Origin of the sequence: Kitasatospora dryopteridis (assembly GCF_050749075.1) — a bacterium.
In the GTDB taxonomy this organism is placed as follows: Bacteria; Actinomycetota; Actinomycetes; order Streptomycetales; family Streptomycetaceae; genus Kitasatospora.
The window spans coordinates 5,660,185-5,678,656 of record NZ_CP192749.1; the positions used below are offsets into that span (position 1 = coordinate 5,660,185).

General features: G+C 73.7%; 16 protein-coding genes and 1 pseudogene. 7 read left to right on the plus strand and 10 right to left on the minus strand.

All coding sequences use genetic code 11. The annotated features are described in order from the left end of the window. Positions 1 to 2 precede the first annotated feature (2 nt). Positions 3 to 887: pseudogene (locus tag ACQ614_RS25515) on the minus strand (hypothetical protein); the annotation flags it as partial. A gap of 199 nt (positions 888 to 1,086) precedes the next feature. Between ACQ614_RS25515 and ACQ614_RS25520 the strand changes: the two are divergent. Next, positions 1,087 to 1,506 (plus strand): ATP-binding protein, encoded by a 420-nt coding sequence (locus tag ACQ614_RS25520; RefSeq protein ID WP_431680998.1) that lies wholly within the window; start codon positions 1,087 to 1,089, stop codon positions 1,504 to 1,506. Positions 1,507 to 1,597: 91 nt separating this feature from the next. Beyond that, positions 1,598 to 2,830, plus strand: coding sequence for a glycoside hydrolase family 3 N-terminal domain-containing protein (locus tag ACQ614_RS25525; protein ID WP_431680999.1), 1,233 nt, complete (start codon positions 1,598 to 1,600; stop codon positions 2,828 to 2,830). 63 nt (positions 2,831 to 2,893) lie between these two features. Here the strand turns inward: ACQ614_RS25525 and ACQ614_RS25530 are convergent, their stop codons facing one another. Beyond that, complete coding sequence (locus ACQ614_RS25530; RefSeq protein WP_363498154.1) at positions 2,894 to 3,865, minus strand: helix-turn-helix transcriptional regulator; 972 nt, start codon at positions 3,863 to 3,865, stop codon at positions 2,894 to 2,896. A 403-nt stretch (positions 3,866 to 4,268) separates the two neighbouring features. On the opposite strand from ACQ614_RS25530, the gene ACQ614_RS25535 reads away from it, so the two are divergent. The 4 genes from ACQ614_RS25535 to ACQ614_RS25550 all read left to right on the plus strand — a co-directional run bounded on the left by ACQ614_RS25535 (position 4,269) and on the right by ACQ614_RS25550 (position 8,460). Continuing rightward, the gene (locus ACQ614_RS25535; RefSeq protein WP_431681001.1) at positions 4,269 to 4,424 is read left to right on the plus strand and encodes a hypothetical protein; all 156 of its coding nucleotides are present in this window, start codon (positions 4,269 to 4,271) and stop codon (positions 4,422 to 4,424) included. 11 nt (positions 4,425 to 4,435) lie between these two features. After that, a complete protein-coding gene (locus ACQ614_RS25540) occupies positions 4,436 to 4,756 on the plus strand; it encodes a hypothetical protein (RefSeq protein ID WP_431681002.1) in 321 nt (106 codons plus the stop codon). 352 nt (positions 4,757 to 5,108) lie between these two features. Continuing rightward, complete coding sequence (locus ACQ614_RS25545; RefSeq protein ID WP_431681003.1) at positions 5,109 to 6,809, plus strand: CHAP domain-containing protein; 1,701 nt, start codon at positions 5,109 to 5,111, stop codon at positions 6,807 to 6,809. Between the two features lie 157 nt (positions 6,810 to 6,966). Then, positions 6,967 to 8,460: a transglycosylase family protein gene (locus ACQ614_RS25550; RefSeq protein ID WP_431681004.1), complete on the plus strand. Its 1,494-nt coding sequence runs from the start codon at positions 6,967 to 6,969 to the stop codon at positions 8,458 to 8,460. 87 nt (positions 8,461 to 8,547) lie between these two features. Here ACQ614_RS25550 and ACQ614_RS25555 read toward each other — a convergent pair whose 3' ends face one another. The 8 genes from ACQ614_RS25555 to ACQ614_RS25590 all read right to left on the minus strand — a co-directional run bounded on the left by ACQ614_RS25555 (position 8,548) and on the right by ACQ614_RS25590 (position 17,302). Continuing rightward, positions 8,548 to 10,500, minus strand: a complete 1,953-nt coding sequence (locus ACQ614_RS25555; RefSeq protein ID WP_431681005.1) for a phosphocholine-specific phospholipase C — start codon at positions 10,498 to 10,500, stop codon at positions 8,548 to 8,550. Between the two features lie 11 nt (positions 10,501 to 10,511). Then, a complete protein-coding gene (locus tag ACQ614_RS25560) occupies positions 10,512 to 11,918 on the minus strand; it encodes an endonuclease/exonuclease/phosphatase family protein (protein WP_431681006.1) in 1,407 nt (468 codons plus the stop codon). Between the two features lie 148 nt (positions 11,919 to 12,066). Then, positions 12,067 to 12,387 carry a DMT family transporter gene (locus ACQ614_RS25565; RefSeq protein ID WP_431681007.1) on the minus strand — a complete coding sequence of 107 codons (321 nt, stop codon included), beginning with the start codon at positions 12,385 to 12,387 and terminating at the stop codon, positions 12,067 to 12,069. Next, positions 12,387 to 13,052, minus strand: a complete 666-nt coding sequence (locus ACQ614_RS25570; protein ID WP_431681008.1) for an HAD family hydrolase — start codon at positions 13,050 to 13,052, stop codon at positions 12,387 to 12,389. The genes ACQ614_RS25565 and ACQ614_RS25570 overlap by 1 nt, the downstream gene beginning before the upstream one ends. A gap of 169 nt (positions 13,053 to 13,221) precedes the next feature. Then, complete coding sequence (locus ACQ614_RS25575) at positions 13,222 to 14,304, minus strand: ABC transporter ATP-binding protein (protein WP_431681009.1); 1,083 nt, start codon at positions 14,302 to 14,304, stop codon at positions 13,222 to 13,224. Between the two features lie 12 nt (positions 14,305 to 14,316). Next, positions 14,317 to 15,162, minus strand: a complete 846-nt coding sequence (locus ACQ614_RS25580) for an ABC transporter permease subunit (protein ID WP_431681010.1) — start codon at positions 15,160 to 15,162, stop codon at positions 14,317 to 14,319. Continuing rightward, complete coding sequence (locus tag ACQ614_RS25585) at positions 15,150 to 16,121, minus strand: ABC transporter permease (protein WP_431681011.1); 972 nt, start codon at positions 16,119 to 16,121, stop codon at positions 15,150 to 15,152. Before ACQ614_RS25585 ends, ACQ614_RS25580 begins: the two co-directional genes overlap by 13 nt. A gap of 8 nt (positions 16,122 to 16,129) precedes the next feature. Further along, entirely contained in the window at positions 16,130 to 17,302 is a 1,173-nt protein-coding gene (locus tag ACQ614_RS25590; RefSeq protein WP_431681013.1) for an ABC transporter substrate-binding protein, read from the minus strand. 286 nt (positions 17,303 to 17,588) lie between these two features. On the opposite strand from ACQ614_RS25590, the gene ACQ614_RS25595 reads away from it, so the two are divergent. Further along, the gene (locus ACQ614_RS25595) at positions 17,589 to 18,356 is read left to right on the plus strand and encodes a GntR family transcriptional regulator (RefSeq protein ID WP_431681015.1); all 768 of its coding nucleotides are present in this window, start codon (positions 17,589 to 17,591) and stop codon (positions 18,354 to 18,356) included. Positions 18,357 to 18,472 lie beyond the last annotated feature (116 nt).

Below are 18,472 nucleotides of genomic sequence, written 5' to 3' on the forward strand. Positions count from 1 at the left end.
TCCATCGCCGCGCCGTGCGCCTGCTGGCCGCGCAGGAACGCGGTGAGGCGGGGGCCGGCGGCGGGCGCGGCCTGGGCGGCGGAGTCCGCGTACTCCAGCGCCCGCGGGCCGTGCCCGAGGCTGGACGCCTGCAGCGACATGCCGCGCAGGGTGCGGCAGTAGGTCGCGTGGTCGCCGGCCTGGTCGGCCAGCCGCAGCGCCTGGACGTAGTACGACTGGCCGAGGCCCTGGGCGAGTTCGTAGACCGCGGACCAGCCGGCCAGGTAGGTCAGGTCGGCGGCCGCGGCGAGCATCCCGCTCTTCGCCCGCTCGGTGCCGGACGCCTGCAGCCAGGGGCCGACGCTGTTCACCAGGAAACTCGCCATCATCGGGCGGGCGTGCGCCGCACCCAGTTCGTCCAGGATGCCGGCCAGCCGGTCGGTCATCGTCCGGACGGTGGTCACCTCGCCGTCGCCGATCCGCACGGTGCGGCCGGCCGTGACCCGGTCGATCCGCCCGGCGGCCTCCCCGAAACCGGGCACGGCCAGCGCGGCCGAGTACAGCCCGGCGGTGAGGATGCTCCGACGGGACGGGTCCATGTCGGCCCGGCCGAGCGCGACCAGCCCGGTCACCGGGTCCGTCCCGTCCCGGTCGCCCAGCCCGGTCTCCTCCGCCGCCACCGGCCGGCCGAGCCGCCGGGCGAACGCCTCCCGCACCACCCCGGCCACTTCGGGGCGCGGCCGCGAGCCGGCCAGCCAGTGCGACACGGTGGTCTTGTCGTAGGTCAGCCGCAGGCCGCCCTCCGCACCCGTGCGGCGGACGGCTCTGGCGAGCTGGTCGTTGCCCCAGTCCGCCTCGCGCATCAGCGCGGCAAGGGCGGCGTTCGGTGTGCGCGTGCGTCGTCCCATAGTCGGCCCCCGACTGTGTTCAACCGGTTCAACCCTGACCACAGCATGGACCGTTCTCTACTGCCGCGTAAACGCGTTGACTGAACGTGAGCCGTTGGAGGGACTGGTTCCTGCGGCTCTCGGCGGCCTGCCCCGGTTTCCCCCCCACCGGCGGCGGGCCGCATTCCGCCCGCCGTCCCGGGAGAGCAGGAGCGCGCCGATGACGACCGCCGCGAAAGCCGCGACCGCCGTGACCGGCCACGCGCCGCCCGCCGCCGCCGAACTCCCGTGCGAGGAGCGCTCGGCGCAGCTCGCCCGGGGGCTCGTCCGGGCCCGCCTCGCCCACCTCGGCCTCGCCGACCTGGTCGAGGACGCCGAGCTGCTGGTCTCCGAACTCGTCGGCAACAGCGTCCGGCACTGCGGCGGCCCCCGGATCACGGTGGCCGTCCGCCGCCGCTTCGACGGCCGGGTACGGCTGAGCGTCGAGGACGCCTGCCGCACCCCGCCCACCCTGCTGACCGCCGCCGAGGACGACGAGTGCCACCGCGGCCTCGCCCTGGTCGACACCCTCGCCGACCGCTGGGGCGCCGCCCCCACCCCGTACGGCAAGGTCACCTGGGCCGACCTGCGCGACTGTTGACCGGTGCCGCGCGCCGTTGCGGCGCGAACTGTCGGACAGGCCCTAGCCTGCAGGAACAGGTCGGGTCCGGTCGCGGCAGAGGAGAACGCCGGTGTCGTTGCATACCCGCTGGGTGATCGTCTGCCTCGTCCTGCTGGCGGCCGCGTGCGCGACCGCGCCGCAGACCCGGGCCGGGCAGTCCTCCGCCGCCCGGGCCGTGCCGTCCGGGGGCTCCACCGCCGCGAGCCCCACACAGCCGCCCTCGGCCGGTGACGCGCAGAACGGCAGGCCCGAGCCCAAGCCCTCGTGGCGCACCGAGCCGGGGCCGGGCGCCGAGCCCGCCGACGACGCGCAGCTCGCCGGGCAGCGGATCATCTGGTCCTACCCCGGCCCGACCGTGCCCGAGCCGCTGCTCGCGGCCGTCCGGGCCGGCCGCGCCGCCGGGGTGATCTTCTTCAAGGAGAACATCCCCGACACCGCCACCCTCCGGGCGGCCGTCGACCAGCTGCGCGAGGCCCGGCGGCAGAGCCCCGTCCGGGCGCCACTGCTGCTGATGACCGATCAGGAGGGCGGCAAGGTGCGGCGGCTCCCCGGAGCACCCGAACTGTCGGCCCGCCAGGTCGGCGAGTCGCCCGACGCGGTCGCCACCGCGGCCCGCACCGGCACCGAGGCCGGGGACAACATCGCCGCGGCCGGCCTGAACACCAACCTCGCCCCCGTGCTCGACGTGTACGAGACCCCCGGCAACTTCATCGACACCAAGCAGCGCTCCTACGGCCAGGACCCGGCCGTCGTCGCCGACCTCGCCACGGCCTTCGCCGTCGCCCAGCGGCAGCGCGGCGTGCTGGCCACCGCCAAGCACTTCCCCGGCCTCGGCACCGCCCCGGCCGGCAGCAACACCGACACCGGGCCGGTGACCCTGCCGGTGCCGCTGGAGCGGCTGCGCGCGGTCGACGAGGCACCGTACCGGGCGGCCCTCGCGGTCGGCGTGCCGCTGGTGATGCTCTCCTGGGCGGTCTACCCGGCCCTGGACGCCGAGCGCCCCGCCGGGATGTCGCCCGCGGTGGTGGGCGGGGAACTCCGCGACCGCCTCGGTTTCCGCGGAGTGACCGTGACCGACGCACTGGAGGCCGGCGCACTCGACGCCTTCGGCGGCACCGGGGAGCGGGCGGTGGCGGCCGCCGCAGCGGGCATGGACCTGCTGCTGTGCTCGGCCCGGGACACCGCACAGGGCGAGCAGGCGGCCGCCGCACTCGCCCGCGCCCTGGCCGACGGCACCCTGGACCGCACCGGCTTCACCGCAGCCACGGCCCGCATCAACGCCCTGCGGGGGACGCTCGGCTGAACCAGGTGCCCCCAGCGCCCCTTGTGGTGCACCCATGGCCTTTGAAGACCCGGGTGGGTGGGGTCAGAGCCAGCCCTTCTGGGCGGCTTTGATGCCGGCTTCGAAGCGGCTGGTGGCGTTGAGGCGTTCCATGATGGAGGCCATGTGGCGGCCGACGGTTCGCGAGGAGATGCCGAGCCGCTGGCCCGCGGTGTCGTCGGTGAGTCCGGAACCGAGCAGGCGCAGGAGGTGGCGTTCGGTGGGGGTGAGACCGCTGGCGGGGTCCGTGGGGTTGGTGGCTCCGAGGGGGACGGCGGTGTTCCAGGCCTGTTCGAACAGGTCGAGCAGGGCGTGGAGGATGCCGGGTTCGGTGATGTGGAGGGCGCCCTTGCGGTTGTCGGCGGGGTCGATGGGGACGAGGGCCTGGCTGCGGTCGGTGATGATCAGACGCTGGGGGACGGCGGGGGCGGTGCGTACCTCGCTTCCCCGGCCCAGGAGCCAGTGCGCGTAGGCGGTGACGTGGGGCTGGTGGCGGGTGGCGTCCTGGTAGAGGGTGCGCATGGTGACGCCGCGTGCGAGGACCTCGGCGTCGGCGCGGCGGGAGGCGTCGAGGTCCTCGGTGCGCTGGTTGCCGGGCTGGCTGCTGAGGACTTCGGTGGTGGTGGCGCGGCCCATCTGTTCGAGGCGGGCGTGGATGGCGTCCATGCCCAGGAGGCGTTCGCCGTGTCCGGCGCGGTGCTCGGCGCGTTCGGCCACCATGCGGCTGACGGCGGCGCGGGAGGCGGCGAGAGCGGCCTGGCGGGCGGCGAGGTCGGCTTCCTGGCGGGCGACCATGTCGGCGAGGCCGATCGCGGGGTCGATGGCGCGCATCTGCCCCGGGTGGTCGGCCGAGGCGCGTACGAGCATGAGCTCGCCGAGTTCGTCGAGGCAGCCGTGGACCTGGACGGCCGTCAGCGTGCAGCGGGCGGCCAACTCGTCCACGCCGTCGGCAGGGTGGTCGAGCATGGTCTGGTAGACCGCGGTGGCAGCGGCCGACAGGCCCAGTGCCTCCAACATGAGATCCCCCCGGATCGATGGTTCGGGCGCCGCGGTGGCGGCAGAACGGCATCCTCGCAGCCCGGACGGCGCCCTTTCAAGATCAATTGGCGGCCTTTCGCCGCAGGTCAGGGGATATGTCGGCGGATTCCGTCCTGTGCCGCATCGCCCCCGATCGACTGCCGTGCCGACGCGGGATCCGGGCGGGTCGACCTGGGGACAGGACTGACGTGGACATGACTGCATGTCCGGAGTCGGACTGGCCGATTGGCGACACCCCGAAACCCTTCCGGCCGCTTCCGCGAGCGGCGAAGCTATTGATCGCCGCCAGGAAGACAGACCGGGCGGCACCCGGACGAGGCGTCAACCGCGGGACACCTCAACGGACTTCCGTACCCCACTTCGAAACACCGAGGACTCCATCATGATGCGCACCCGTCTCGCCCAGGCCGCCGCGGTCGCCGCCGTCGCCCTGACCGCTCTCGTCATCGCCCCCACCGCCGCTGTCGGCGCCGCCACCGCCACTGCCGCCGCGCAGACCGGCGTGCGGACCTCCGACAGCCTCGGCTGGGGCGGCTGATCCCCACCCCCATGGACATCGTCTACGCCAGCCTGCGTCGCAGGTGCTCCGGGCCGGTTCCGCCCGGTGAGGCGGCGGAGGTCCTCGCCGCACTGTGGGCGCACGCCCGGCCCGACGACGGCCTCCAGCACGTCTCCGCCCGCAGCGAGGACGACCGCATCGACCTCCTGCTCTACCTCCTCACCCGCACCCCCGACCCCGTCGGCGCGGAGCCCGGCCCGGACCGCGCCCACGCCCTGATCAGCCGGAGCCGGCAAGCCTCACCCCTGTTGCACCGGCGGTACCTGCCGCCGGCACCCGCTCCGGCGACCGGCCGGCCCGCCCTGCCCTGAACCGGCAGGCCACCGGCATCCGCCCTCCCGGGCCCACCCCGGCGCACCCGTAGCCGTGACCGCTGTTCCTGCAGGACAGCCGTCCCCCGCCCCTGCCGGGATCCGGCAGGCGACCACGGGCCGCCCCACCTCTTTCAGAACGTCACCAGCACCGTCTCGCGCCCCGCGATGCCGCCGCGACCCGCACAGCCCCGACGGGCGCTGCTGGCCGGCCGTCGCGCCGTGCGGTGCACCGGGCGTCCGGCCCCGTCCGGCTCGGCGCCACCCGGCCCTGCGTGATCACAGCGCGCCGGCCCCGCACCCCAGCGTGCGCACCCCCCCTCTTCTTCCACGACACATCAGGAGTCCTTCCATGTCCGTGCGTTCCCGCCGCATCGCCGCCAAGTCCTCGGCCACCCTGTTCGCGTCCGTCGCGATGCTGGGCGGACTGCTGACGCCGACCGCCCACGCCGACACGAACACCATCGTGAGCATCGCGAACGCCAACCTGGGCAAGAAGGCGTGCTCGACCAACAGCGCCGGAGGGACCGGCTACTACTCCAGCTGCACCGGCGCCAACGGCAAGCCGGAGGCGTGGTGCGCGGACTTCGCCAAGTGGGTGTGGGCCAGGTCGGGCTACAACGTCTCCGGGCTGACCGCCGGCGCGGGCAGCTTCGGCCGGTACGGGTCGGGGCTGCACTCCACCCCGCAGGTCGGCGACGCCCTGCTCTTCGACTACAACAGCCGCGACGGCTACGCCAACCACGTCGCCATCGTGACGGCGGTCGGCAAGGGGACCGTCACCACCGTGGGCGGCAACGAGGGCGGGGTCGCGGGCAACTGGTCGGCGACCTCCTCCGTCCGCCAGTCCACCCACAGCTCCGAAGTCGGCTCCTACTGGGGCGGCCAGCAGATCAGCGGCTACGTCTCCCCGCAGGGCGGCAGCAGCACCCCGCCGGCCTCCTCCCCGCCGCCGGCCGCGGCTCCCTCCCTCGGCGACACGGGCTCGGTGGTGGCCGAGGACGGCACGCAGTACACCTTCACCCGTGACGCCGCCAACGGCCACCTGCAGGTCACCTACCTGCCCAAGGGCGGCCAGTGGGCCACCTCCGACCTCACCAACCAGGTCGGCACCCCCGCCTCCGCCGGCGGCGCACCGGCGACGTTCATCCAGCAGAACGGCACCATCGGTGTCACCACGGCCGACGCGGCCGACGGCCACCTGCAGATCACCTACCTGCCCAAGGGCGGCCAGTGGGCCACCTCCGACCTCACCGAGCAGGTCGGCACCCCGGTCACCGGAGGCGGCGTCAGCAACACGGTCGCTCCCGACGGCACCCTGTACATCTTCAGCCGCGGCTCCATCGACGGCGGTCACCTCAGCGCCACCTACCTCAACAGCGCCGGGGCCTGGGCCACCGCCGACATGACCGACTACGTCGGCACGCCCGTCTCCGCCGGTGGCGCGCCCTCGGCGTTCGTGCAGAAGGACGGCACGGTCGGTGTGGTGACGGCGAACGCTGCGAACGGTCACGTCTTCATGACCTACCTGCCCAGCGGCGGGCAGTGGATGGGTGACGACATGACCACCCTGGCCGGTACCCCCGTGAGTGACGGCAACATCAGCAACGTCAACGCTCCCGACGGCACGCACTACATCTTCAGCCGGGGCTCGACCAACGGCGGTCACCTCAGCGCCACCTACGCCGCTCCCGGCTGGGCCACCGTCGACATGACCAGCTACGTCGGCACCCCCGCCTCCGCCGGTGGTGCGCCCTCCGCGTTCGTGCAGAAGGACGGCACCTTCGGCGTGGTGACGGCGAACGCGGCGAACGGTCACGTCTACATGACCTACCTGCCCAGCGGCGGGCAGTGGATGGGTGACGACATGACCACCCTGGCCGGCACCCCCGTCACCGGCGGCAGCATCAACAACGCCGTTGCCCCCGACGGCACCCACTACATCTTCACCGTCGGCTCGATGAACGGCGGGCACCTCAACGCCACCTACGCCGCCCCCGGCTGGGCCACCACCGACATGACCAGCTACGTCGGCACCCCCGCCGCCGGCTGACACACCGGTCCCATCAGGTCGCTCCCCGCCCCCGTCCGCCCGGGCGGGGAGCAGCCGGCGGCCCCGAGCTGCCGCCCTGCCAACCGCCGGCCGGGAACCTTCCCCGGCCGGCGCCTCCCACCGCCACCGCCGCCACGCCACCCCAACGGAGCAGACCGTGACCACCCGCCGCCGCCGGATTCCCGCCCTCGCCCTGGTCGCAACCGGCCTCATCGCCTGCGTCACACCCGTTCTCGCCACCGGCGAGGCCTCGGCCGCCTCGGTGGCCACCTGGGACAAGGTCGCCGACTGCGAGAGCAGCGGCAACTGGGCCATCAACACCGGCAACGGGTACTACGGCGGCCTGCAGTTCTCGCGGAGCACCTGGCTCAGCTACGGCGGCGGCCAGTACGCCGCGTACCCGCACCAGGCGACCAAGCAGCAGCAGATCCTCATCGGGGAGAAGGTCCTCGCCGGTCAGGGGCAGGGCGCGTGGCCGACGTGCGGCCCCAAGGCCGGCCTCGGCTCCGACCACACCGACCCCTACCCGTCGACCACCCCGCCGCCGGCCGCCGCTCCGGCTCCCTCCCTCGGCGACACGGGCTCGGTGGTGGCCGAGGACGGCACGCAGTACACCTTCACCCGTGACGCCGCCAACGGCCACCTGCAGGTCACCTACCTGCCCAAGGGCGGCAACTGGGCGACCGCCGACCTCACCAACCAGGTCGGCACTCCGGCCTCCGCCGGCGGCGCACCGGCGACGTTCATCCAGCAGAACGGCACCATCGGCGTCACCACGGCCGACGCCGCGAACGGCCACCTGCGGATCACCTACCTGCCCAAGGGCGGCAACTGGGCGACGGTCGACCTCAACGGGCAGATCGGCACCCCCGTCACCGGAGGCGGCGTCAGCAACACGGTCGCCCCCGACGGCACCCTGTACATCTTCAGCCGGGGCTCCGCGGACGGCGGCCACCTCAGCGCGACCTACCTCAACAGCGCCGGCACGTGGGCGACGGCCGACATGACCGCCACGGTGGGCACGCCCGTCTCCGCCGGTGGCGCGCCCTCGGCGTTCGTGCAGAAGGACGGCACGGTCGGTGTGGTGACGGCGAATGCGGCCAACGGTCACGTCTTCATGACCTACCTGCCGAACGGTGGGCAGTGGATGGGTGACGACATGACCACCCTGGCCGGCACCCCGGTCAGTGACGGCAACATCAGCAACGTGAACGCCGCCGACGGCACGCACTACATCTTCAGCCGGGGCTCGATGAACGGCGGTCACCTCAGCGCCACCTACGCGGCCCCCGGCTGGGCCACCGTCGACATGACCAGCTACGTCGGCACCCCCGCCTCGGCCGGCGGCGCGCCCTCCGCGTTCCTGCAGAAGGACGGCACCGTCGGTGTCGTCACGGCGAATGCGGCCAACGGTCACGTCTACATGACCTACCTGCCCAGCGGCGGGCAGTGGACGGGTGCCGACATGACGACCCTGGCCGGCACGCCCGTCACCGGCGGCAGCATCAGCAACGCCATCGCCCCCGACGGCATGCACTACATCTTCACCGTCGGCTCCACCAACGGCGGCCACCTCAGCGCCACCTACGCCGGCACCAGCTGGGCCACCACCGACATGACCAGCTACGTCGGCACCCCCGCCGCCGGCTGACACGCGGACAAGGGGCGGTGCGCACCACCGGGTGCGCACCGCCCCTTCGTCGTCCACGGGTTCCCGGGCCGCCCCGCGGGCGGAACGTCAGTGCAGGGTGCCGGCGTAGCGGTGGAGGAGGCGGGTGCCGGTGCCGGCGGTGACCACGACGTCGTAGCGGCCCTGGTCGAGGGGCCAGTCGACGGTGGTCTCCGTACCGGGGGCGACCCAGACCGTCCGGGCGGTGCCGGCGAAGTCGTTCGGGGTCAACATGAACGAGCACTCGGTGGGGCCGCCGTTGGCGAGCCGCAGGGTGATGCCGGTGGTGCCGGCGGTGGCGGTCACCGAGGGCACGGCGACGTCGTCCTGCGGGGCGCGGACGACGGCGCCGGCGAAGCGGCGGACGAAGCCGTCCGGGCCGTGCACGGTGAAGTCGTAGCGCCCGTCGGTGGCCGCGGCGTCCCAGGTGTACGTCCGGCTCCCGCCCGCGGGCACGGTGAACGGCGTGCCGGCGAAGGGCAGCAGGATGTTCGGGTAGACGGTGTACGGGAAGCCCGTTGCACCGGAGTTGGCCATCGTGCAGGTGACGGCGCCGGTGGTGCGGTCGACCGCGGCGTCCGCCCACGGCCGGTAGGGGAGCCGCCGGTGCGGGCGGCTGCCCGGCTCCTGGACGGGCATCGCCTGGGCGCCGGTCGCGGGCAGTCTGACCGCGGGCAGTTCGGCGCCGGCGTCGGCCTTGGCCATCAGGGCGACGGTGTCGGGCAGCGAGGGGAGGCTGAAGTCCGGTGCGGTGAAGTCGAGGCAGCTGGTGAGGTCGCCGCAGACGGCCCGCCGCCAGGGGGAGATGTTGGGCTCCTGGACGCCCGTCACCAGCTCCAGGAAGCGCAGCACCGAGGTGTGGTCGAAGACCTGCGAGTTCACCCAGCCGCCGCGCGACCACGGCGAGACCACCCACAGCGGCACCCGGTTGCCGAGGCCGATCGCCCGGCCCTGGGTGTACTCCTCGGGCGTGCCGGGCTCCGGGGTGGGCGGGACGACGTGGTCGAAGTAGCCGTCGTTCTCGTCGTACATCACCAGGAAGACGGTGTGCTGCCAGACCGCCGGGTTGGACATCAGCGACTGCAGCGCCGTGTTGACCCAGTGCGCGCCGTAGTCCGGGCTGGCGCTGGGGTGTTCGCAGAACAGGTAGGGCGCCACCAGCCAGGAGACGGTCGGCAGGGTGCCGTCCTTGCAGTGCCGGTCGAAGGCGGCCTGGTCCCACTTGGTCATCGCGTTGACGTACCGCGGGTCGGTGGCGGGGAAGTTGTGGAACTGCTTGAAGTAGGAGAGCGCGTTGTCGTCGTAGTCGCCGGTGCGGTCGTCCTTGCTGGGGTTGTGGTAGACCCGCCAGCTCACCCCGGCGGTCTGCAGCCGCTCGGCGTAGGTCGTCCAGTCGGCCACCGGGTTGTCGGTGACCGGGGTGTTGTCGATCCACGGGCCGGTGGTGCCGTCGCGGCCGGGGCCGGCGGTGCCCGTCCACAGGTAGAGGCGGTTGGGGTCGGTCGGGCCGGCCATCGAGCAGAAGTAGGCGTCGCAGAGCGTGAACTCGTCGGCCAGCGCGTACTGGTAGGGGATGTCCTCGCGGGTGAAGTAGCCCATGGCGCGCTCGCCCTTGGCGGCGATCCACTTGTTCATCGCGCCGTTGTTGATCGCCTGGTGGCCGGTGGCCCAGTCGTGCGGGAGGCCGCCGGCGTTCTGCGCGTTGTACCTGGTGGTGTCCATCCGGTACGGCAGCATGGCGCCGCCGTCGCTGCGGCCCGCGTCGGGCTGGCGGAACACGTCGGTGCCGTCCGGGAATTGCAGCGCCTGCCGGTCGCCGAAGCCGCGGACGCCGTTCAGGGTGCCGAAGTAGTGGTCGAAGGAGCGGTTCTCCTGCATGAGGATCACCACGTGCTTCACATCGGCGATCGAACCGGCCGCACCGGCCGCCCGGGCGGCGGACGCGGGCAGGCCGACGGCGGCGGCCGCGCCGGTGGCCGCCGTCGCAGCGACGAAGCTGCGGCGGCTGAGCTGGGGGGTCATGGCACGGCCTCTCAGAGGGTGAAGGTGGCGACGGCGGCGGCGGTGTCGCTCGGCCAGCCGTTGGCGGCGGCGTTCGGCTCGGCCAGCGGCCAGCCGGTGGCGAGGGTGTGCGCCTCGACGAGGGTCAGCGCGCCCGCGAAGAGGACCTGGTCGATCCGGTCCTGCGGCTCCGGCTTGCTGCCGCGCACCCGCCGGGTCGGCGACCAGGTGTTCCCGGGGAAGGCCACCGGGTCGGGGTGCGCGCTGCGGTAGGCGTCGGTCAGGCCGGCGTCCTGCAGGGCCACCGTGACCGGCCAGGCGAGGGCCGGGCGGCCGCCCTGGCCCGTCCAGTCCAGGTGCGAGGGCGAGGCGAGGTCGGCGGCCAGCACCACCCGCTGTCCGGCGGCGATGTCGGCCTTCACCGCGGCGGCCAGTGCGGCCGCCTGCTTGCCGCGGGTGGAGGCGGCCTCGGCGGCCTGCACCTGGGCGGCGCTCTGCCCGTCCTGGATCGCGTACGGGCCGTAGCCGCCCTCGTCCAGGTGCGCCGACCAGAAGCGCACGGTGCGGCCGCCCGGCAGCTGCACGGTGGCGCCGGCGGCGGGCAGCGAGGCGGTCGGTGCGGTGACCGCGGTGAGCGGCCAGCGGCTGAGGATGCCGACGCTGCCGGAGCTCTGGTGGGCGTACCAGCCGAGTGCGGTCGCCAGGGTCTGCGCGGCCGTCCCCTCGGTCTCCTGGAGCGCGAGGACGTCCAGGCCCTGGGTGAGCACGACGCGCAGCTGCTTCTCCACCGCGTCGGTGAACGCGGCACCGGCCTTGGCCAGGTTCCAGGTCGCGGTCTTCAGGGTGAGCGGGCCGGCCGGGTCGCGGACCGGGACCTGTACGGTCACCGTGTCGGTGGCACCGGACGGGTCCTTGATGCCGACGGCCACCACCGCCGGGTGCGCCTGTGCGGCCGGCGCGGTGCCGCCGACGGTGCCGTCGGCAGCGACCGACAGCCAGGCGTCACCGGACACCTTGCGGTACGCGGCGGTGCCGGTGCCCTTCATCCACAGTCCGGCCGTCCGCACCGAGACGGCGGCCCCCGGCGCCGCTTGAGCTGCCGTCAGGGCGTCCACCGCGGCGTGCGGCCGGGGCGCCGCCGGCCTGGGGCGGAAGCTGAACGGTGCGGTCTGCGCGAGGATGCCGTAGCCGTCCTTCGCCAGCAGGTACGCGGTGTACGGGCCGCCGGTCAGCGCCGAGGTGTCCAGCTGGACGTCCCCGGAGCCGCCCGGCGTGTACTTCCACAGCAGCGAGGACCCGCTGCCGGGCAGCCGGGTGCCGTCGTAGATCCCCACCCAGTTCTTCGGGTCGGGGGAGCCGGTCGTCCAGTGGAAGGTGATCCGGTCGCCCTCGGTCGGGTCCGCCGGTGTCGCAATGACGAGCGTCGAGCCTGCCGCCACGGAAGTCCTGTCCGCCGCACCGCCGTTGGTGCGGCTGGTTCGAGTTGGCTGAACAACTCGCACCATTGACCCGGCCCCCGGCGGCGTGCGCGTGAACACGACATGACGCCCCGTCGGAAGAACCGCGAACCCTGGCGGCAGGCGGTGCTCAGTGGCCGCCGCGGAGGTTGATGACGACGACGCCGGCGATCACCAGGGCGATGCCCAGCCACTGGAGGCGGCCCAGGGGTTCGGCGAAGAAGGTCGCGCCGATCGCGGCCACCGCGGCGGTGCCGGCGCCGGACCAGACCGCGTAGGCCACCGACACCGGGATGTGTTTCAGGGCGCGGCCGAGCAGCAGGAAGGAGAGCGCATAACCGATCGCCACGCCCACGCTGGGCCACAACCTGCTGAACCCGTCGGTGAGTTTGAGCAGGCTGGTGGCGCAGACCTCGCTGGCGATGGCCAGTGCGAGCAGCAGGTACGGCATCAGGCCCGCCGGCCGGCGGCGAGGCTGCCCAGCAGGTCCAGGTCGGCGTGCTCCAGGCTGTCGAGCAGGGTGATCCGGCCGTCCGCGGCGATCGGCACGGTGGAGGGGACGGCCAGCACCGCGCAGCCGGCGGCCACCGCCGAGGCCACTCCGGCCGGGCTGTCCTCGACGGCCACGCAGGCCGCCGGGTCGAGGCCCAGACGGTCGGCCGCGGCCAGGTACGGGTCGGGCTCGGGCTTGGTGCGTTCGGTGTCCTCGGCGGCCAGTGTGGTGGTGAACCAGCGGTCGCCGATCGCGCCGAGCACCAGGTCGACGACCCGCCGCGGCGAGGCGGAGACCAGGGCGGTCGGGACGGCGGCGGTCCGCAGCGCGGCGAGCAGGTCGAGGGCGCCCGGCCGGGGGACGACCTCGGCGGCGACCTTGCCGGCGAAGACGCCGTTCAGCCGCTCGACGAGCTCGGCCTCGGCGCGGTCGGTGCCGCTCGCCCGGTGCAGGTGGGCGGCGGTGTGCTCGGCGGCCCGGCCGAGCACGTGCGGGAGGTCGGCGTCGTCGAGGGAGAGGCCGAGCTCGGCCGCGGTCTCGGCGGCGGCCTGCCACCAGAGGGGCTCGGTGTCGACGAGTGTGCCGTCCATGTCGAACAGGACGGCGGCGGGGGTGTGCGGCATGGGTGCACCTTACGCAGTCGGATGAAATGAGGGGCGCGGGGGACTGCGCAGTCCGGGTGCGGGTGTCGCGACAGCACGGGCCGAGCCCGGATCCGTACGGTGACCCGCATCCGGATTGCGCAGTCCCCGCGCCCCTGGGGCTGCCCCGTCAGGTCCGGGTCGGGTGGTCCTACCGCCGACGGTCGACGAGGACGGGGCGGTCGGGGAGGGCGATGTCGGCGCGGCTGCCGGGCGGCAGGGTGGCGGCGGCCTCGGTGGTGAGGTCGGCCTTGACCTCGGTGCCGTCGGGGAGGCGGACGGTGAGCCGGGTGACGGCGCCGAGGAAGGAGGCGCCGGTGACCCGGGCGGGGCCGTCGGCGGCGGGCGCCAGCGCCACGTTCTCGGGGCGGACGAGCACGTCGAGCGGCCCGTCGGCGGGCAGGGTGCCGTCGACCGGGTGCGTCCGGCCGAGCAGGGCGACGCCGTCGCCGGAGCGCTCGCAGGGGATGCGGCTCATGGTGCCGACGAACTCGGCGACGAAGGCGGTGGCCGGGCGTGCGTACAGCTCGGCGGGGGCCGCGCACTGCTCCAGGCGGCCGGCCCGCAGGACGGTGACCCGGTCGGCCATGGAGAGGGCCTCCTCCTGGTCGTGCGTCACGAACAGGGTGGTGATGCCGAGTTCGCGCTGCAGGCGGCGGATCTCCTCGCGCAGGGTGAGCCGGACCTTGGCGTCCAGGGCGGAGAGCGGCTCGTCCAGCAGCAGCACGCGGGGCTCGAGGGCGAGGGCGCGGGCGAGCGCGATCCGCTGCTGCTGGCCGCCGGAGAGCTGGTGCGGGTAGCGGGCGGCGTGCTGCGGCAGGCCGACGAGTTCCAGCAACTCCTGTGCGCGGGAGCGGCGTTCGGCCTTGGCGGTGCCGCGCATCCGCATCCCGAAGGCGACGTTGTCGAGCGCGGTGAGGTGCGGGAAGAGGCTGTACGACTGGAAGACCATGCCGGCGTCGCGGCGGTGTGCGGGGATGCCGGTGACGGGCTGCCCGTCGACCAGGACGTCGCCCGCGTCGTGGGTCTCGAAGCCGGCCAGGATGCGCAGCGCGGTGGTCTTGCCGCAGCCGGACGGGCCGAGCAGGGCGAGGAGTTCACCGGGCCGGACGTCCAGGTCGAGGCCGTCCAGGGCGGTGGTGGCGCCGAACGCGCGGCGCAGGCCGCGGAATTCGACGGTGGCGCCGCCCACGGCGGTCTCGGCGGACGGGGCGTGCGGGGTGGCGGTGCTCATGCGGGTCTCCGGTCAGGATTGGGCGGGCGCGGGGCGGCGCTCGCGGCCGGCGGCGGCGAGCAGGAGCAGCAGCACCCAGGTGATCAGCAGGCTCAGTACGGAGACCGCGACGGACATCTGGCCCTGGCTGTTGCCGACCGAGTACACCCAGACCGCGAAGGGCTGGTAGCCGAGGATGGAGGCGGCGGTGAACTCGCCGAGCACCAGGGCCAGGGTGAGGAAGGCGGCGTTCAGCAGGGCGCCGCGCAGGTTGGGCAGCACGACGGTGATGACGGCGCGCGGCCAGCTCGCGCCGCAGCTGCGGGCGGCCTCGACCAGGGTGCGGACGTCGACCGCGCGCAGCCCCGAGTCCAGGGCCCGGTAGGCGAGCGGCAGCGACATCAGCACGTACGCGACGACCAGGACGAGCGGGAACTCGGGCTGCTGGACGAAGACGATCGTCTGGAAGAACGGCGTGTCCATCAGGTGGTCCGGGCCCCAGCGCAGCACGCCGATCACGCCGGCGGTGAAGGCGACCGGCGGCACCACCAGCGGCAGGGTGCACACCACTTCGAGGACGGCGCGCATCCGCGGGGTGCCGAGCCTGGCGGCGATCAGCGCCGGGACGAGCAGGACGAGCAGCACCACCACGGTGGCGGCGGCGAGTTCGAGGGTGAGCAGCAGGGCGTCGGTGAAGCCGGGGGCGCCCAGCAGGCCGGTGTAGGCGTCGAAGTGGATGCCGCCGCCCGGGTCGTCGACGGAGAACCACACCGAGGCGGCCATCGGTACGAGGAAGTACAGGCCGGCGACCAGCAGCACGGCGCCGCGCCACAGGCGCGGGCGTCGGCCGGCGAGGGCCCTCGGGGTCAGCTGAGCCATCGGGCGCTCCGGCGCTGGAGGGGCAGGTAGACGGCCATCACCAGGACGGCGACGACGATCATGTCGAGGCTGAGGGCGAGGGCGAGGTTGCCCTGGCCGACCAGCACGTTGCCGGAGAGCGCGTCGGCGATCGACCGGCTGATCAGCGGCACGGTCGCGCCGACCATGGCGGCGGCGGTGGCGTACGCGGCGAAGGCGCTGCCGAACAGCAGCACGTAGCCGCCGAGCAGCGAGGGCAGCAGGATCGGCAGGGCGACGTGCCGCCAGTACTGCAGGGCGGTGGCCCGGTTGTTGGCGGCGGCCTCGCGCCACTGCCTGCGCAGCCCGTCCAGGGCCGGGGTGATGGTGAGGACCATCAGCGGCACGAGGAAGTACAGGTAGGCGATGCTCAGGCCGGTGAAGCCGTAGAGCGTCCAGCCGTGGTCGGTGAGGTGGAACAGCTTGGTGATCTCGCCGGCGTTGCCGAGGGTGGCGACGAAGGCGAAGGCCAGCGGGAGACCGCCGAAGTTGGCGAGCACGCCGGAGGCGGTCAGCACCGCCTCGCGGACGGCGCGGAACCGGGAGGTCACCACCGCCTGCGCCAGCGGCAGGCCGACGACGGTGCCGATCAGCGCGGTGAGCGCGGAGAGCCTGACGCTGCTGAGCAGGGCCGTCCAGTACGCGCCCTGCACCGAGTCGGTGAGGTTGGCGGTGCTGAACGAGCCGGCGCCGGCCTCGGCGTCCGAGGACAGCGTGAAGGCGCCGGTGGCGATGGCGATCGCGGGCAGCCCGAAGCCGACCGCGAAGAAGGCCAGCAGCGGCAGCGCGGCGAGCCAGGGGCCGCGGCGCGGGCGGCGGGCCCGCGCCGCGGGCGCGGGTGCCGCGGGTGGGGGAGCGGAGGGGCCGGCGGCCACGGCGCCCGGGCCGCCGCTGGGGTCAGCGGCGGCCGGGGCCGGCACCGGGGTGGGAGCCGTGGTCATGGTGTCGATCAGCCCGCGATCGCCTTGGTCCAGTTCTCGGTCACGACCTTCTTGGCGGCCGTGATCTGGTCCTGGCTCGGGAAGGTGGTGAAGGGCTTCTCGACGGCCGGCAGCTTGGCGGCCGCGGCGGTGTCCAGCGTGCCGTCCTTCTTCATGGCGTCGAACAGCGCCGGGGTGGCGTAGCCGCCCAGGTAGAGGTTCTGGCCCTCGGGGCTGAACAGGTACTCCTGCCAGAGGCGGGCGGCCGCCGGGTGCGGGGCCCACTTGTTGACGCCCTGGTTGTAGAACTGGGCGTAGGAGCCGTCGGAGGGGACGGCGACCTGCCAGTCGACGCCCTTGCCCTTGAACTCGTCGGTGTAGCCGGCGTTGAGGTACGACCAGTCGATGGAGATCGGGGTCTCGCCCTTCTCGACGGTGGCCGGGGTCGACTCGACCGGATTGAAGTTGCCGGACTGCTTCAGCTTGGCGAAGAAGTCGATGCCGGGCTGGATGTTGTCCAGCGAACCGCCGTTGGCCAGCGCCGCCGCGTACACGCCGCCGAAGGCCGAACCCGACTTGGTGGGGTTGCCGTTGAGCGCGACCTTGCCCTTGTACTCGGGCTTCAGCAGGTCGGCGAAGGTCTTCGGGCAGGTGCCGACGCGCTTGGCGTCGCAGCCGATCGAGATGTAGCCGCCGTAGTCGTTGACCCGCAGGCCGGCCGGGTCCTTCATGGTGTCGGCGATCTTGTCGAACGCGGCGACCTTGTACGGGGCGAGCAGCCCGTCCTTGGCGGCCTGCAGGGCGAAGGCGCTGCCCAGGTCGACCACGTCGGGGGCGCGGTCCTGGCCCTTGCGGGAGGTGATCGCGTTGATCTCGTCCTGGCTGGAGCCGTCCGGGTTCTCCTCCTCGATCTCGATGCCGTACTTGGCCTTGAAGCCCTCGAGGAGCTTGCCGTAGTTCGCCCAGTCGTGGGGCAGCGTGATGACGTGCAGCTTCCCCTCCTTCTTGGCGGCGGCCACGAGGGCGTCCATGCCGCCGAGGTCGGCCGCCGAGGTGGCGTCCTTGGCGGCCTTGGCGCCGGCCGCCTTGCCGGCGTCGCCGGACGCCGCGGAGGAGCCCGCGGAGCCGCAGGCGGACAGGGAGAGCGCTGCGGCGGTCAGTACGGCCGCGAGGGCGGCGGCACGGGCGCGGTGCACGGTCACGGAAGGTTCTCCAGGGTGAGGGTGCTGCGGTGGGGTTCGCGCGGGTGCGCGTGGATTCGCTCGGTGATGCCGCCCGGGACGGCCAAGTTGGCCAGCCAACTTTCGGCGACGCCGGTAAGTACGCCGGAGACCGGTGACGGGAAGGTGAACGGACGGCCCAGGCCGGGGGGCGGCTTCGGGAACGGTGGAGACCGGCCCGCCGATCGGTGATCCACAACGGTTACAGTCGGTGCCGTCCGCCCGAATTCGGAAGCACCGGACACCCCGCAGAGAGGACCCCGCCGCCGTGCCAGCAGACCCCGACCGAACCGCCGGCGCCCTCTACCGCACGGTGGCGGCCGACCTTCGGGAGTCCATCACCGCCGGCCGGTTCGGCGAGGCCGGCCGGCTGCCCGCGGAGGGCGCCCTCGCCGAGCAGTACGGCGTCTCCCGCGGCACCGTCCGGCAGGCCCTCGCCCTGCTGCGCGCCGACGGCCTGGTCACCTCCCGCCGCGGCACCCGCCGGGTGGTGCTCGGCACCGCCAGGGTGCAGAGCTTCTCCGAACTGCTCAGCTTCACCCACTGGGCGCGCTCGATGGGCGAGGAGCCCGGCGGCCGGCTGGAGTCGATGGTCCGCCGCCCCGCCGACCCCGCCGAGTGCGAACTGCTCCGTCTGGAGCCCGGCGCCGAGGTGTACGTGATGCTCCGTCTGCGCACGCTCTCCGGCACCCCGGTGATGGTGGAGCGCACCGTCTACCCGCCGCGGGTCGGCGAGATCGTCGCCGAACTCCCCGCCGACGCCGTCTCCCACACCGAACCGCTGCGCGAGCACGGCATCCTGTTCACCGACGCCGACCACACCATCGACGTGGTCGCCGCCAACACCGAGGACGCCCGTCTGCTCGGCTGCCGCCGCGGCAGCCCGCTGCTGCGCGAGAAGCGCCGCACCACCGACCCCACCGGTACCCCCGTGGAGTGGTCGCAGGACCGCTACCTCCCCGGCACCGTGGCCTTCAGCATCCACAACTCGCTGGCCTCCTCGGCCCTTTCCCGCCACGCCCGGGACGGCGACTGAGGAACCCGGCCCCGGCCCGGAACGATCCGGACCCGTGCCGCCGCGGCCCCAAACCTCCCTCCGTGTCACCCGATCGGGTCGACTGTGCGGCGACTCGGCCGCTGTGGCTCGCCCCG

Coding starts and splice junctions, on each gene's coding strand:
- ACQ614_RS25545 (WP_431681003.1), top strand. CDS start 5,109: ATGTCCGTGCGTTCCCGCCGCATCGCCGCCAAGTCCTCGGCCACCCTG.
- ACQ614_RS25555 (WP_431681005.1), bottom strand. CDS start 10,500: ATGACCCCCCAGCTCAGCCGCCGCAGCTTCGTCGCTGCGACGGCGGCC.
- ACQ614_RS25575 (WP_431681009.1), bottom strand. CDS start 14,304: ATGAGCACCGCCACCCCGCACGCCCCGTCCGCCGAGACCGCCGTGGGC.
- ACQ614_RS25585 (WP_431681011.1), bottom strand. CDS start 16,121: ATGACCACGGCTCCCACCCCGGTGCCGGCCCCGGCCGCCGCTGACCCC.
- ACQ614_RS25520 (WP_431680998.1), top strand. CDS start 1,087: ATGACGACCGCCGCGAAAGCCGCGACCGCCGTGACCGGCCACGCGCCG.
- ACQ614_RS25570 (WP_431681008.1), bottom strand. CDS start 13,052: ATGCCGCACACCCCCGCCGCCGTCCTGTTCGACATGGACGGCACACTC.
- ACQ614_RS25540 (WP_431681002.1), top strand. CDS start 4,436: ATGGACATCGTCTACGCCAGCCTGCGTCGCAGGTGCTCCGGGCCGGTT.
- ACQ614_RS25580 (WP_431681010.1), bottom strand. CDS start 15,162: ATGGCTCAGCTGACCCCGAGGGCCCTCGCCGGCCGACGCCCGCGCCTG.
- ACQ614_RS25535 (WP_431681001.1), top strand. CDS start 4,269: ATGATGCGCACCCGTCTCGCCCAGGCCGCCGCGGTCGCCGCCGTCGCC.
- ACQ614_RS25565 (WP_431681007.1), bottom strand. CDS start 12,387: ATGCCGTACCTGCTGCTCGCACTGGCCATCGCCAGCGAGGTCTGCGCC.
- ACQ614_RS25530 (WP_363498154.1), bottom strand. CDS start 3,865: ATGTTGGAGGCACTGGGCCTGTCGGCCGCTGCCACCGCGGTCTACCAG.